Source organism: Kribbella sp. NPDC023855 (genome assembly GCF_040639475.1).
Lineage (GTDB): Bacteria > Actinomycetota > Actinomycetes > Propionibacteriales > Kribbellaceae > Kribbella.
In genome coordinates this window covers 190,368-203,152 of sequence record NZ_JBFAAA010000001.1, presented here as the reverse complement: position 1 = coordinate 203,152, position 12,785 = coordinate 190,368, and the positions used below count along the sequence as shown (strand labels likewise).

General features: G+C 68.7%; 15 protein-coding genes. 9 read left to right on the top strand and 6 right to left on the bottom strand.

Going from position 1 to position 12,785, the window contains the following annotated elements; all coding sequences use genetic code 11:
* Positions 1–116: 116 nt before the first annotated feature.
* Genes AB0F51_RS00915 through hisD form a run of 5 tightly spaced genes read right to left on the bottom strand, consistent with a single transcriptional unit; the run spans position 117 to position 4,336 of the window.
* A complete protein-coding gene (locus AB0F51_RS00915) occupies positions 117–656 on the bottom strand; it encodes a YciI family protein (protein WP_360272017.1) in 540 nt (179 codons plus the stop codon).
* Positions 656–1,297, bottom strand: coding sequence for an imidazole glycerol phosphate synthase subunit HisH (hisH, locus tag AB0F51_RS00910; protein WP_360272014.1), 642 nt, complete (start codon positions 1,295–1,297; stop codon positions 656–658). The genes AB0F51_RS00915 and hisH overlap by 1 nt, the downstream gene beginning before the upstream one ends.
* Positions 1,294–1,893 carry an imidazoleglycerol-phosphate dehydratase HisB gene (hisB, locus tag AB0F51_RS00905; protein ID WP_360272011.1) on the bottom strand — a complete coding sequence of 200 codons (600 nt, stop codon included), beginning with the start codon at positions 1,891–1,893 and terminating at the stop codon, positions 1,294–1,296. Before hisB ends, hisH begins: the two co-directional genes overlap by 4 nt.
* The gene (locus AB0F51_RS00900; RefSeq protein WP_360272008.1) at positions 1,890–3,008 is read right to left on the bottom strand and encodes a histidinol-phosphate transaminase; all 1,119 of its coding nucleotides are present in this window, start codon (positions 3,006–3,008) and stop codon (positions 1,890–1,892) included. The genes hisB and AB0F51_RS00900 overlap by 4 nt, the downstream gene beginning before the upstream one ends.
* Positions 3,008–4,336, bottom strand: coding sequence for a histidinol dehydrogenase (gene hisD, locus AB0F51_RS00895; protein WP_360272005.1), 1,329 nt, complete (start codon positions 4,334–4,336; stop codon positions 3,008–3,010). Before hisD ends, AB0F51_RS00900 begins: the two co-directional genes overlap by 1 nt.
* Positions 4,337–4,442: 106 nt before the next feature.
* Between hisD and AB0F51_RS00890 the strand changes: the two genes are divergently transcribed.
* The 6 genes from AB0F51_RS00890 to AB0F51_RS00865 all read left to right on the top strand — a co-directional run bounded on the left by AB0F51_RS00890 (position 4,443) and on the right by AB0F51_RS00865 (position 7,613).
* A complete protein-coding gene (locus AB0F51_RS00890) occupies positions 4,443–5,111 on the top strand; it encodes an LON peptidase substrate-binding domain-containing protein (RefSeq protein WP_360272003.1) in 669 nt (222 codons plus the stop codon).
* A gap of 1 nt (position 5,112) precedes the next feature.
* Positions 5,113–5,496: a hypothetical protein gene (locus AB0F51_RS00885; RefSeq protein WP_360272001.1), complete on the top strand. Its 384-nt coding sequence runs from the start codon at positions 5,113–5,115 to the stop codon at positions 5,494–5,496.
* 111 nt (positions 5,497–5,607) lie between these two features.
* On the top strand, positions 5,608–6,444 hold the full coding sequence (locus AB0F51_RS00880) for a metalloregulator ArsR/SmtB family transcription factor (RefSeq protein WP_360271998.1): 837 nt from the start codon (positions 5,608–5,610) through the stop codon (positions 6,442–6,444).
* A complete protein-coding gene (locus AB0F51_RS00875) occupies positions 6,441–7,031 on the top strand; it encodes a dihydrofolate reductase family protein (RefSeq protein ID WP_360271996.1) in 591 nt (196 codons plus the stop codon). Before AB0F51_RS00880 ends, AB0F51_RS00875 begins: the two co-directional genes overlap by 4 nt.
* A 43-nt stretch (positions 7,032–7,074) precedes the next feature.
* Complete coding sequence (locus tag AB0F51_RS00870) at positions 7,075–7,311, top strand: ribbon-helix-helix domain-containing protein (RefSeq protein ID WP_360271993.1); 237 nt, start codon at positions 7,075–7,077, stop codon at positions 7,309–7,311.
* Positions 7,311–7,613 (top strand): type II toxin-antitoxin system PemK/MazF family toxin, encoded by a 303-nt coding sequence (locus tag AB0F51_RS00865; RefSeq protein ID WP_360271990.1) that lies wholly within the window; start codon positions 7,311–7,313, stop codon positions 7,611–7,613. Before AB0F51_RS00870 ends, AB0F51_RS00865 begins: the two co-directional genes overlap by 1 nt.
* A 17-nt stretch (positions 7,614–7,630) precedes the next feature.
* On the opposite strand, the gene ilvD is transcribed toward AB0F51_RS00865, so the two are convergent.
* A complete protein-coding gene (gene ilvD / locus AB0F51_RS00860; protein WP_360271987.1) occupies positions 7,631–9,481 on the bottom strand; it encodes a dihydroxy-acid dehydratase in 1,851 nt (616 codons plus the stop codon).
* Between the two features lie 144 nt (positions 9,482–9,625).
* On the opposite strand from ilvD, the gene AB0F51_RS00855 reads away from it, so the two are divergent.
* From AB0F51_RS00855 to recQ, 3 genes are read left to right on the top strand one after another with little or no spacing between them, the layout of a single operon-like run.
* Positions 9,626–10,468, top strand: coding sequence for a helix-turn-helix domain-containing protein (locus AB0F51_RS00855; RefSeq protein ID WP_360271984.1), 843 nt, complete (start codon positions 9,626–9,628; stop codon positions 10,466–10,468).
* Positions 10,465–10,911: a VOC family protein gene (locus AB0F51_RS00850; RefSeq protein WP_360271981.1), complete on the top strand. Its 447-nt coding sequence runs from the start codon at positions 10,465–10,467 to the stop codon at positions 10,909–10,911. The genes AB0F51_RS00855 and AB0F51_RS00850 overlap by 4 nt, the downstream gene beginning before the upstream one ends.
* A gap of 26 nt (positions 10,912–10,937) precedes the next feature.
* Positions 10,938–12,785 (top strand): DNA helicase RecQ, encoded by a 1,848-nt coding sequence (recQ, locus tag AB0F51_RS00845; RefSeq protein WP_360271979.1) that lies wholly within the window; start codon positions 10,938–10,940, stop codon positions 12,783–12,785.

Below are 12,785 nucleotides of genomic sequence, written 5' to 3'. Positions count from 1 at the left end.
TGACAGCACCGGTGTCATCTGCGGAAGAGTTCCGGCCCGAAAACCGGACGCCGCTCCCCAAACTGTGATCGCCGCACGACTACAGCGTGAGGTCGTTGCGGACCGTGATCAGCGAGCTACGAGCGGCCGCCGCGCTGCCAGCGATGGGAGGTGATCAGCATCGCCGACTGCCCACTCAGGAGGTCGGCCACCGGCGCGACGACGCCCGCCGCCTCCTCCGGCAGAGCGGTGAGCGCCGCGACGAGTCCGACGGACTTGGCACCGTCGTCGTCGACGAGCAGCGCCAGGAAACTCAGCTCACTGTCCGCGAACCGCGGGCTCACCGCCTCGACCGGCGCCCACTCAGCGGTCACCAGCGTCCGCGGCGCATCCTCCGGCCGGTCGACCAGTACGACGGCCCGCACCACCGTCAGCGGCTGGTAGTAGCCGGCCGACCAGTAGGGCTCCTCGTAGGCGAACCGCTCCGCGGCGGAGCGATCGTCCACGTCGACGACATGGACGCTCCCGGTGTGCTCCTCGCCGTCATCGGACAGCGTCGGCCCGCGCAGGATCAGCCGATCGGCGTACTGATCCATGTAGGACCAGTGCTTCTCGGCGTTCTCGATCAGTCCGGCGAGGACGTCAGGCTTGTCCTCGCCGTGGACGTAGTACGGCATCAGAGGGATCCGATCCAGTTGGCGAGCAGTTCGGCACCGGCGTCCCCGGACTTCTCCGGGTGGAACTGGGTCGCGGTCAGCGGCCCGTTCTCGACCGCGGCGACGAACCGGTCCCCGCCGTACTCCGTCCAGGTCACCGTCGGCGTCACCGACTCGCGGGTGCCGGTCAGCTCCCACTCCCGGACCGCGTAGGAGTGCACGAAGTAGAAGCGCTCCTTCTCGATCCCGTCGAACAGCTTGGTCTTGCCGTCCACCTCGACGGTGTTCCAGCCCATGTGCGGAACCGGTTCGTCACCGGTCGGCCGCAGCCGCTCGACCACACCGGGCCACTGCTCGCAGCCCTCGGTCTCGACACCGTGTTCGATGCCCTTGGCAAACAAAATCTGCATGCCGACACAGATCCCGAGCACCGGCCGCCCGGCGGCCAGCCGCCGATCGACCAGGACGTCGCCGCGAACGCTGCGCAGACCCGTCATACAGGCTTCGAAGGCACCGACGCCGGGGACGAGCAGCCCGTCGGCGTTCAGCGCCTCGTTGAAGTCGGCCGTGACGGAGACGTCGGCACCCACCCGCTCCAGCGCGCGTTCACCGGAGCGGATGTTGCCCGAGCCGTAGTCGAGCAGGACGACCTTCTTGCTCACAGGGCGCCCTTGGTGGACGGAATGCCGGGCTGCCGCGGGTCGAGCTCGGCGGCATCGCGCAGCGCCCGGGCGAACGCCTTGAACTGCGCCTCGACGATGTGGTGCGGATCGCGGCCGGACAGCACCCGGATGTGGATGCAGATCGCGGCGTTGAAGGCCAGCGTCTCGAACACGTGCTGGGTCAGCGAACCGGCGTAGTCGCCACCGATGATCGCGTAGACCTGCCCCTCGGGCTCGCCCGTGTGGACGCAGTACGGACGGCCGGACAGGTCGACCGTGCAGTGCACGAGTGCCTCGTCCAGCGGGACGGTCGCGTCGCCGAAGCGCCTGATCCCGCGCTTGTCGCCCAGTGCCTCCTTCAAGGCCTGGCCGAGGCCGATCGCGGTGTCCTCGACGGTGTGGTGCGCGTCGATCTCGAGGTCGCCCACCGTGTTCACGTGCAGGTCGAGCAGCGCGTGCTTGGCCAGCGCGTTGAGCATGTGGTCGTAGAAGCCCACCCCGGTGGAGATGTCGGCGCGCCCGGTGCCGTCGAGGTCGAGCTCGACGAGCACCTTGGACTCACTGGTCTCCCGGTCGACCCGGGCCGTTCTCGTCATGATGACCTTCCTAGATCGGTCTTGAGCACCTTCTCCAGCGAGGCGCGGAACGCGGCCATCTCGGCGCCGGTGCCGATCGACACCCGCAGCCAGCCGTTGGGTCCGGTCTCCCGGATCAGCACACCGTCGTCCAGCAGCGACTGCCAGACCGCGTGCCGGTCGGCGAAGGTGCCGAAGAGTACGAAGTTCGCATCGGAGTCGACCGCGCGCAAACCCTGTGCACGCAGCCAGTCGACGGTCTCGTCCCGCTCGGTCCGCAACTGCTCCACCCGACCGAGCAACTCGTCGGAGTGCCGCAGCGCCGCCCGAGCGACTGCCTGGGTCACGGCCGACAAGTGGTACGGCAGCCGAACGATGCGCAGGGCATCGACCAGTTGCTTGCTCGCGGCAAGGTAACCGACCCGCGCACCGGCCAGTGCGAACGCCTTGGAGGTCGTCCGGGCCACCGCCAGATTGGGGTACGACGGCAACAACGTGACCGCACTCGGCGTCCCGGTACGCCGAAACTCCGCGTACGCCTCGTCGACCACCAGGACAGCCCCGATCGCGGCGGTCCGGGCCGCGACCGCCTCGACCAGCTGGATCGGCAGCGCAGTACCGGTCGGGTTGTTGGGTGAGGCAAGCAGGACGACGGACGGGCGGTGGCGCGAGATCGCCGCCAGCGCCTTGCTCTGGTCGAGGGTGAAGTCCTCGGACCGCCGGCCGGTCACCCAGTTGGTGTTCGTGTCGCGGGCGTACTCCGGGTACATCGAGTACGTCGGCGCGAACGACAGCGCAGTACGGCCTGGTCCTCCGAAGGCCTGCAGCAGGTGCAGCATGACCTCGTTGGAGCCGTTGGCCGCCCACACCTGCTCGGCCGTGAGCCGAGCACCCGACTCACGCTCCAGGTACGCCGCCAGATCGGCGCGCAGGGCAAGGAACTCGCGGTCGGGATAGCGGTTCAGCCCGCGGGCCGCCTCGGCCACCGACGCGGTGATGTCCGCGACGGTCGCCTCGCTCGGCGGGTACGGGTTCTCGTTGACGTTGAGCAGGACCGGGACGTCCAGTTGCGGTGCGCCGTACGGCTCGAAGCTCTTCAGCTCGTCGCGGATCGGCAGCCCGTCGAAGCGGCCCATCAGGTCCCATCCTCGGAAGACGCTGTCTTGAAACGCACCGACACGGCGGCACCGTGGGCCGGCAGGTCCTCGGCGTTCGCGAGCGCGACCACGTGCCCGGCGACCTCTTGCAAGGCTTCGCGGGAGTAGTTCACGACGTGCATCGCCTTGAGGAAGCTGCGCACGGACAGGCCGGACGAGTGGCACGCGCAGCCGGCGGTCGGCAGCACGTGGTTCGATCCCGCGCAGTAGTCGCCCAGTGACACCGGCGACCAGCCGCCGATGAAGATCGCGCCGGCGTTGCTGATCAGCTGCGCGCGCTCCTCCGCGTCGACCGTCTGGATCTCGAGGTGCTCGGCCGCATACGAATCGACGACCGCCGTCCCCTGCTCCAGATCATCAACCAGCACGACGGCCGACTGCTGCCCGCCGAGTGCCTCGGCCACCCGCTCCGAGTGCTTCGTCGCGGGGACCTGCACCGCCAGCTCCGCCTCCACAGCGGCTGCCAGCGTCTCGCTCGGCGTGACGAGGATGCTCGCGGCCATTGGGTCGTGCTCGGCCTGGCTGATCAGGTCAGCCGCGACGTGCGCGGCGTTGGCCGAATCATCAGCCAGTACTGCGATCTCGGTCGGACCCGCCTCGGAGTCGATCCCGACCTCGCTCTGCACGAACCGCTTGGCCGCGACCACGTAGATGTTGCCCGGACCCGTGATGAGGTTGACCTTGCGGCAGCCCTCGAACCCGTAGGCGAACCCGGCGATCGCCTGCGCGCCGCCGATCGCGTAGACCTCGTCGATCCCCAGCATCGCGCACACAGCGAGCACAGTTGGGTGCGGTAGGCCACCAAAATCCTTCTGCGGCGGCGACGCCAGGGCAAGGCTGGTGACCCCGGCAACCTGTGCCGGTACGACGTTCATCACCACGCTGGACGCGAGCGGCGCACGGCCGCCCGGGACGTAGAGCCCGACCCGCTGGACCGGCACCAGCCGCTGGGTCACCCGGCCACCCTGCGCGGGCTGCGACTCGACATCGGCGCCGCGCTCGTCCTCGCTGACCTCGCGAACCCGGCGGATCGACTCCTCCAGCGCGCTGCGCACGTCCGGATCGAGCTCTTCCAGAGCGGTCTTGAGCGCCTCGGCGGGGACCCGCGGGTCCTCCACCCGGACATGGTCGAACTTCTCGCCGTACTCCCTGATCGCCTCGAGGCCGCGATGACGGACGTCCAGGCAGATCGGTCGGACGACGTCGAGGGCGGCCTCGACGTCGAATACGGCTCGGGGGACCAGGGCTTGGAGGTCGAGGACCTCTCCGGCTGCCACTCGGCCCCGCAGGTCGACGCGGCGAATCATGCCGCTCAGTCTACGGGCCCACGGTGCCCCGACTCGCGCCCTGTCCGCCTGGAGGGAAGCGGCTTCTCGCGGGCTCCGGGTTCGCCGATGGCCTAGGCTCGACAGCATGGACTCCCGCCTGCCACTTCTCACTGTCGAGACAGTGATCTTCCCCGGGCTGGTGCTCCCGATCCCCGTCACCGATGTCCAGGGCCGGTCGGTGATCCGTGACCTGGTCGAGAACGGTGGCGAAATGGTCTGCGGCGCGGTGGCGGTCCGGGACGGCTACGAGCTCGGCGACCGGGTCTTCCGGTCGCTGTACGGCACCGGCTGCGCGGCGACCATCTCCGAGATCTCCCTCGACGCCGACGACGACGGCCCGGTCGAGATCACGCTGACCGGCAACCGTCGCTTCAAGGTGGCCGAACTCGACAGCGGCGGCGACTACCTGATCGCCGACGTCGAGTGGCTGGCCGAAGAGCCCGGCGACGACCCGCTCGGTACGGCGACCGTGGCGGTCCAGCGCTTCCGCCGGTACGCCGCGGCAGTCACCGAGATCTCGCAGCCCGGCCTGCGGATCGGCTCGCTCCCCGACGACCCCAGCACACTGTCGTACCTGATCTCGGCCGCGATGACCCTGGTCACCCCCGACCGGCAGAAGCTCCTGGAAGCCCTCGACACCACCACCCGGTTGGCTCACCTCGTCGGCCTCCTGGACAGCGAACTCTCCGCCATCAGCGCCCTCCCCTCGCTCCCGGCCGCCGACCTTGCCTGGTCGGACATGTCTCCCAACTGAGATGACCGAGGAACCTCCGGAACTGCAGGCGGCGAGCGCTCAGGTCCGGGCGGCTCTCCAAGCGGGCTGGGAACCGACCGACACCGACCAGTACTGGCTCGGGCAGGTCTACTACACCCTCAACAGCTACCTCGACCTGAACGGCGAGTGGACCGCCGCCCACTTCGAGGTCTGGCAGCACGGCCTGGAGATGTACTCCGACGTCGGCGAGATCATCACCGCGGTCTCCACCACCTTCAAGAAGGCCCTCACCGCCGACCTCTCCCCCGTCATCCGCACCCTCCTCGAAACCGCCGCCACCTGGGAACCGATCCCGCAATCCACGGACATCCCCTGGCGCCGTCTCGCCTGGTCCCTCGTCTCCGAAAAGTTCAACCCGTACTGACCTCAGACCCCGGTCGGACAGAGCTCCAGCTCGACCTCAGCTAGCTCGATCGTCGCGCCGCTGAGAGTTATTCCTTGACACGAATATTCTTTGTGGTGAATAGTTTGGGTCATGGACGCACTTCTTACCGCCTTGGCGGATCCGGCTCGGTGGCGGCTGGTCGGGTTACTGGCTGAGCGGCCTCGTTCGGTTGGGGTTCTCGCTCAGCTGGCGGGTGCTAGGCAGCCGCAGACGACCAAGCATCTGCAGACGCTCGAGCGGGCCGGGGTCGTCACCTCACAGCGGACCGGTCAGCGGCGGGTGTACGCGCTGCAGGCCGATCCGCTGCGGGAGCTGGCCACCGCACTCAACCGGCTCGCCGACACCGTCGACCAGGCCGGCGCTTACGAGGCTTTCGGGCAGCACGGACTCAGCCTTGCGGCCGAGCGACTGGCCGCGGACGAACCCGGTTGGGCCGACGCCCGATCCTTCAAGTTCCAGCGGTCGATTGCCGGGAGCCCCGACCTGGTCTGGCGTCATCTGACCGAGCCGGCTCTGCTCGAACGCTGGTGGACACCCGACGACCTGCGCATCTCAGAGCTGGTCTTCGAGGCGCGCCCGGGCGGCCGGCTGCTCCTCGAGTACCGCGATGCCGAGGACCTCGACGGCACCGACCAGATCGCCGGGCGCGCCGAGGGCGTCGTCACCGCCGTACGCCCCGGTGAACATCTCGCCTACCGCAACTCCCCTTTGCTTCCGGACGGAAGCCACGCCTTCACCGCCCACGTCGATCTCGCGCTCCGGCCGAGCGGCACGGGCACGGAGCTCGACGTCGACTTCCGGATCACCGGCAGCACGGTCGAGTCCGCCGACTTCATCGCAGGAATCGAGCTCGGCTTCGGCCAGAGCCTCGACCAGCTCGCCGCGGCCGTCGCCGCGAGCACCGACACCCCAAGGAGCACCCCATGACCGACCGCCTGGTGACCGCAAACCTCAGCATCTCCCTCGACGGCCGCTACCACGGCGCCGGCGGGCCCGCCGACTTCGGCGCCTTCATCCCGTACGTGACCAGCGACGTCGCCCGTGACCAGATGAGCGGGATCTGGGCGAACGCGACGACCGCGGTCCTGGGTCGGGGCAACGCCCAGGGGTTCCTCGGCTTCTGGTCGTCGGTGGCCGAGGACGAGAACGCCGATCCGCGGGATCGCGGCTACGCGCAATGGCTGGTCGGGACGGAGAAGGTCGTCTTCTCGACCACCCTGACGGAGGCCCCGTGGGAACGCACCCGGATCGTCAACGGCCCGACCGCCGACATCGTCCGGGAGCTGAAGACGACCGGCGAGGGCGACATCCTGGTCAACACCAGCCCCAGCGTCCTCAAGCCACTGCTTGCCGCGGACCTCGTCGACCGGCTCTACCTGCTCACGGTGCCGATCATCACCGGCGGCGGGGAGCGGCTGTTCGAGGACGGTCTACCGGCTACCAACTGGACGCTTGCGCATCAGGAGACCGGCAAGCTCGGCGAGCTCGCCCTGGTCTACGACCGGGTCCGCTGACAAACTGAATCCCAGTCCGGTATTGTCCTGGTATGCTCTTGGTATGAGCAAGCAGATCACCGTGCGGTTGCCGGACGAACTCGTGGAGTTCATGGACCGGCTGGTCGACGACAACAAGGCGGCCAGCCGGGCCTCTGTGGTCGCGCGCGCGATGGAACGCGAGCGGCGGCGCGAGCTGGCCGAGCGCGACGCCGCCATCCTCGCAGCGCACGGTGAGTACGACGACCTCGACGGGCTGGCGGTCGCCGCCGGCGGAACTGTGCTGGCCGACCTCGACTGATGCGCCCGCTGCACATCGCGCGGCTGGACAAGCCGCGCCCGGTCGTCGTGCTGACCCGCGAACTGATCCGTCCCCGGCTGACCAACGTCACGGTCGCACCGATCACCAGCACGATCCGCGGCCTGTCGACCGAGGTCCTGGTCGGCGCCCAGAACGGTCTGGACCATCCCAGCGCGATCAGCTGCGACAACATCCAGACCATCCCGAAACTCCAGCTCGGCCGGCTGATCGGCTACCTGCTCCCCGACCAGGAAGCAGCCCTGGCCGAAGCCATCACCCTCGCCTTCGACCTCGAACCCTGAGATCTGAGCCTTGGCGACTAGCCGAGCTTGGTGACATCCCGTACTGCGCCCTTGTCGGCGCTGGTCGCCATCGCGGCGTACGCGCGCAGCGCGGCCGACACCTTGCGATCGCGCGCCTTCGGGGCATAAACCCCACCGAGCGCCTCCCGGCGAGCGTCCAGTACGTCGTCGGAGACCAGCAACTCGATCGAGCGGTTGGGGATGTCGATGCGGATCCGGTCGCCGTTCTCGACGAGGGCGATGGTGCCACCCGATGCGGCCTCCGGTGAGGCGTGGCCGATGGACAGACCCGAAGTACCGCCGGAGAAGCGGCCGTCGGTGACCAGCGCGCAGACCTTGCCCAGCCCGCGGCCCTTGAGGAACGACGTCGGGTAGAGCATCTCCTGCATGCCAGGGCCGCCCTTGGGTCCTTCGTAGCGGATGACGACCGCATCGCCGGGCTGAACGGCCTTGGCCAGGATCTTCTCCACCGCTTCTTCCTGCGACTCACACACGATGGCCGGGCCCTCGAAGGTCCAGATCGACTCGTCGACGCCTGCCGTCTTCACCACGCACCCGTCGACGGCGAGGTTGCCCTTCAGTACGGCGAGGCCGCCGTCCGCGGAGTACGCGTGCTCGAGGTCGCGGATGCAGCCGTTGGCGGCATCGGTGTCCAGGGTCTCCCAGCGCTCGGACTGCGAGAACGCCGTGGCCGACCGCTTGCAGCCGGGCGCCGCGTGCCACAGCTCGATCGCCTCGGCAGAGGGCGAGCCGCCGCGCACGTCCCAGGTCTTCAGCCAGTCGTCGATCGAGGCGCTGTGGACAGTGTGGATGTCCTCGTTCAGCAGCCCGGCCCGGTACAGCTCCCCCAGGATCGCCGGGATGCCGCCGGCGCGGTGCACGTCTTCCATGTAGTAGGTGCCGCCGGGGGCGACGTTCGGCGCGACCTTGGCCAGGCAGGGCACGCGGCGCGAGACGGCGTTGATGTCGTCCAGGTCGAAGTCGACCTCGGCCTCCTGGGCCGCGGCGAGCAGGTGCAGGATCGTGTTCGTCGAGCCGCCCATCGCGATGTCGAGTGCCATCGCGTTCTCGAACGCCGCCCGCGAGGCGACGGTCCGGGGCAGGACGGTCTCGTCGTCGGCCTCGTAGTACCGCTTGGCGATCTCGACGACCGTGCGGCCGGCGTTCTCGTACAGGGCCTTGCGGGCGGTGTGGGTGGCCAGGACCGAGCCGTTGCCGGGCAGGGCCAGGCCGATCGCCTCGGCGAGGCAGTTCATCGAGTTCGCGGTGAACATGCCCGAGCACGAACCGCAGGTCGGGCAGGCGTTCTCCTCGATCCGCTGGATGTCGGCGTCGGAGATGTTCTCGTTGACGGCCTCGGACATCGCGTCGATCAGGTCCAGCTTGCGCACGGTGCCGTCGACCAGGGTGGCCCGGCCGGCCTCCATCGGTCCGCCGGAGACGAACACGGTCGGGATGTTCAGCCGGAGCGCGGCCATCAGCATGCCCGGGGTGATCTTGTCGCAGTTGGAGATACAGATCAGCGCGTCGGCGCAGTGCGCCTCCACCATGTACTCGACCGAGTCGGCGATCAGGTCGCGGGACGGCAGGCTGTAGAGCATGCCGCCGTGGCCCATCGCGATGCCGTCGTCGACGGCGATGGTGTTGAACTCGCGCGCGATCCCGCCGGCCGCGTGGATCGCTTCGGACACGATCCGGCCGACCGGCTGCAGGTGGGTGTGCCCCGGGACGAACTCGGTGAAGCTGTTCGCCACCGCGATGATCGGCTTGCCGAAATCCTCTCGGGCGACGCCGGAGGCCATCATGAGGGCGCGGGCGCCCGCCATGTTGCGGCCGTGGGTGACGGTACGGGACCTCAGTTCAGGCACGACGATCTCTCCAAGATTTCGCAAGCTTTCGACTCCCTGCATGGTGCCACTTCTCGTCCAGATGCCGAAACGGCGGTCCCAGATGACGGAGCGCGGGGTCGCTGCGGGAGGCTTTTGTCGGAGCGCGGATCTAGCCTGGGGAGCATGACGGCCTTCGAGCTGCACGCGCGCCGGGTCCATCCCGCCCTGCGCCCGTACCTCGGCGACCTGATCGGCTACGCGTACTGCGGTCCGCCGGCTGAGCTGCATCGCGGGCTGCCGACGCAGTACCTGACAGTCGTGATCAGTCTCGACGAGCCGTTGGGCATCGCTTGGCCGGGCCAGCCGGTGGAAAAGTTCCAGACCGTGGTCAGCGGCCTGCACTCGACGGCGGTGCGGATCGGCGACTCCCCCAACCTGTCGGGGATCCAGCTCGCGCTCACGCCCGCCGGGTCGAGAGCCCTGCTCGGGCAGCCGTCCGGAGAGCTCGCGGCGACCATGCTGGATGTCCACACGCTGCTCGGCATTCCGGTCCAGGAGGTCGCCGAGCGGCTCCTGGCCACGCCGCACTGGCACGAGCGGCTCGAGATCGTCGAGCGGTTGTTGCTCAAAGCCTGGCGGGACGAGCTGTCCGGCGAGCCACGCGCCGAGCTCGGCTGGGCCTGGAAACGGTTGTGCGCGACGGCGGGCGGCGTCGGCGTACAGGAGCTGGCTCAGGAGGTCGGGTGGAGCCGGCGGCATCTGACCGAGCGGTTCAGGGCGGAGTACGGGTTGACGCCGAAGGTGGCTGCGCGGGTGCTGCGGTTCGAGCAGGCGGTCCGCCGGCTCAAACAGAAGCCGCAGACCAGGCTGGCCGACCTCGCGGCCGACCTCGGGTACGCCGATCAGGCGCACCTCACCCGCGAGTGGCATGCCCTCGCCGGTTGCTCGCCGCGGCAGTGGATGACCGAGGAACTCCCATATGTTCAAGACGGCGCTCACCCGGTGGCGGCAAAGTCGGGGGTATGAACACGACAACGAAGGAAACCGTGATCGGGGTCTGGCCGACGCTGGTCTACCGCGACGGCCAGGCCGCACTCAAGTTCCTCACCGAAGGGTTGGGGTTCACTCTGGTCGCCTCGTACGCCGGGGAGGCCGAAGGCTCGATCGCCCATTCCGAGCTGACCTGGCCGGCCGGTGGTGGCGTGATGGTCAGTTCGGTCGACCGGAACAAGGAACCGAACGAGTTCGACAAGCTGGCGGACCAGATCGCCTCGGTCTACCTGGTCTGCGACGACCCGGACGCGTTGTGGCCGCGGGTGATGGCGGCGGGCGCGACCGTCGTCCGGGAAATGCGCGAGGAGGACTACGGGTCGCGCGGCTTCAGCGTGGCCGATCCGGAAGGCAATGTGTGGAGTATCGGCACGTATCGCGGCGAGACCGGCGCGTTGTCCACAGGCGGCCAACAGTGACTGCGGGATCTCCGTAGAATCGCCGGGTGACAGAGACGACCCAGCCGCTGGACGACACCTCGAGCGAGGCCTTGCAGGTCTTGCACCGGGTGTTCGGGTACGACTCGTTCCGGGGTGAGCAGCAGGACATCATCGAGACCGTGGTCGGTGGCGGTGACGCCCTGGTGCTGATGCCGACCGGCGGCGGGAAGTCACTGTGCTACCAGATCCCTGCCCTGGTCCGGTCCGGTGTCGGGGTGGTCATCTCGCCTCTGATCGCATTGATGCAGGACCAGGTCGATGCGCTCACGGCGCTCGGAGTCCGGGCCGGGTTCCTCAACTCGACCCAGGACTACGAGCAGCGCCGTGAGGTCGAGCAGGCCTTCCTGTCCGGTGAGCTCGATCTGCTCTACCTGGCGCCCGAGCGGCTCCGGGTCGAAGCGACCACGCGGCTGCTGGACCAGGGCAAGATCGCGCTGTTCGCGATCGACGAGGCACACTGCGTTTCCCAGTGGGGCCATGACTTCCGGCCCGACTACCTGATGCTGTCGGAGCTGCACGAGCGCTGGCCCGACGTACCGCGGATCGCGCTGACGGCCACCGCGACCGAGGCGACCCATGCCGAGATCGCCACCCGGCTGAACCTGAAGTCCGCCCGGCACTTCGTCGCAAGTTTCGACCGGCCGAACATCCAGTACCGGATCGTGCCGAAGGACAACCCGCAGCGTCAACTGCTCGACCTGCTGCGCACCGAACATGCGGGCGACGCGGGCATCGTCTACTGCTTGTCCCGCAACAGCGTCGAGAAGACCGCGACCTTCCTGACCCAGAACGGGATCGAGGCCGTCCCGTACCACGCCGGTCTGGACAGCCGGGTCCGCGCGAAGAACCAGTCGCGCTTCCTGCGGGAGGACGGGCTGGTGGTGGTCGCGACGATCGCCTTCGGGATGGGCATCGACAAGCCGGACGTCCGGTTCGTCGCGCATCTGGACCTGCCGAAGTCGGTCGAGGGCTACTACCAGGAGACCGGTCGCGCCGGGCGTGACGGCCTGCCCTCGACCGCCTGGCTGGCTTACGGTCTCCAGGATGTCGTCCAGCAGCGCAAGATGATCGACACGTCCGAAGGCGATGCCGCCCATCGCCGCCGCCTCGGCACTCACCTGGACGCGATGCTCGCGCTCTGCGAGACCGTGCAGTGCCGTCGGCAACAACTCCTCGCGTACTTCGGCCAGACTGGTGAGCCGTGCGGCAACTGCGACACCTGCCTGACGCCGCCGGAGTCCTGGGACGGCACGATCCCGGCGCAGAAGCTGCTCTCGACGGTCTACCGGCTGCAGCACGAGCGCAACCAGAAGTTCGGCGCCGGTCAGGTGATCGACATCCTGCTCGGCAAGACGACCGAGAAGGTGAAGCAGTTCCGGCACGACGACCTGACCGTGTTCGGCATCGGGACCGAACTCAAGGACACCGAGTGGCGTGGCGTCATCCGCCAACTACTCGCGCAGCGGCTGCTCACGGTGGAAGGTGACTATGGCACGCTGGTGCTCACCGAGGACAGCGCCGAGGTGCTCGGTCGCCGGCGCGACGTGATGATGCGCCGCGAGCCGGAGCGAGCGCAACGCTCCTCGCGGTCGAGTGGCGGCGGCAAGAAGAAGGCCGTGGTCGACCTCTCCCCCGAGGCCGCCCCGGTGTTCGAGCGGTTGCGCGCCTGGCGGGCCGCCGTCGCGAAGGAGAGCGGCGTACCGGCGTACGTGATCTTTCACGACGCGACGCTGCGGCAGATCGCGACCGACCTGCCGAGCAGCCTGGCCGAGCTGGGCAAGGTCAGCGGCGTCGGCGAGAACAAACTCGCGAAGTACGGCGAAGGACTCCTGGAAGCGCTGGCGGAGGATTAA

Coding starts and splice junctions, on each gene's coding strand:
- AB0F51_RS00855 (WP_360271984.1), top strand. CDS start 9,626: ATGACGGCCTTCGAGCTGCACGCGCGCCGGGTCCATCCCGCCCTGCGC.
- AB0F51_RS00850 (WP_360271981.1), top strand. CDS start 10,465: ATGAACACGACAACGAAGGAAACCGTGATCGGGGTCTGGCCGACGCTG.
- AB0F51_RS00870 (WP_360271993.1), top strand. CDS start 7,075: ATGAGCAAGCAGATCACCGTGCGGTTGCCGGACGAACTCGTGGAGTTC.
- AB0F51_RS00875 (WP_360271996.1), top strand. CDS start 6,441: ATGACCGACCGCCTGGTGACCGCAAACCTCAGCATCTCCCTCGACGGC.
- AB0F51_RS00885 (WP_360272001.1), top strand. CDS start 5,113: ATGACCGAGGAACCTCCGGAACTGCAGGCGGCGAGCGCTCAGGTCCGG.
- hisD (WP_360272005.1), bottom strand. CDS start 4,336: ATGATTCGCCGCGTCGACCTGCGGGGCCGAGTGGCAGCCGGAGAGGTC.
- AB0F51_RS00915 (WP_360272017.1), bottom strand. CDS start 656: ATGCCGTACTACGTCCACGGCGAGGACAAGCCTGACGTCCTCGCCGGA.
- AB0F51_RS00865 (WP_360271990.1), top strand. CDS start 7,311: ATGCGCCCGCTGCACATCGCGCGGCTGGACAAGCCGCGCCCGGTCGTC.
- hisB (WP_360272011.1), bottom strand. CDS start 1,893: ATGACGAGAACGGCCCGGGTCGACCGGGAGACCAGTGAGTCCAAGGTG.
- AB0F51_RS00900 (WP_360272008.1), bottom strand. CDS start 3,008: ATGGGCCGCTTCGACGGGCTGCCGATCCGCGACGAGCTGAAGAGCTTC.
- AB0F51_RS00880 (WP_360271998.1), top strand. CDS start 5,608: ATGGACGCACTTCTTACCGCCTTGGCGGATCCGGCTCGGTGGCGGCTG.
- AB0F51_RS00890 (WP_360272003.1), top strand. CDS start 4,443: ATGGACTCCCGCCTGCCACTTCTCACTGTCGAGACAGTGATCTTCCCC.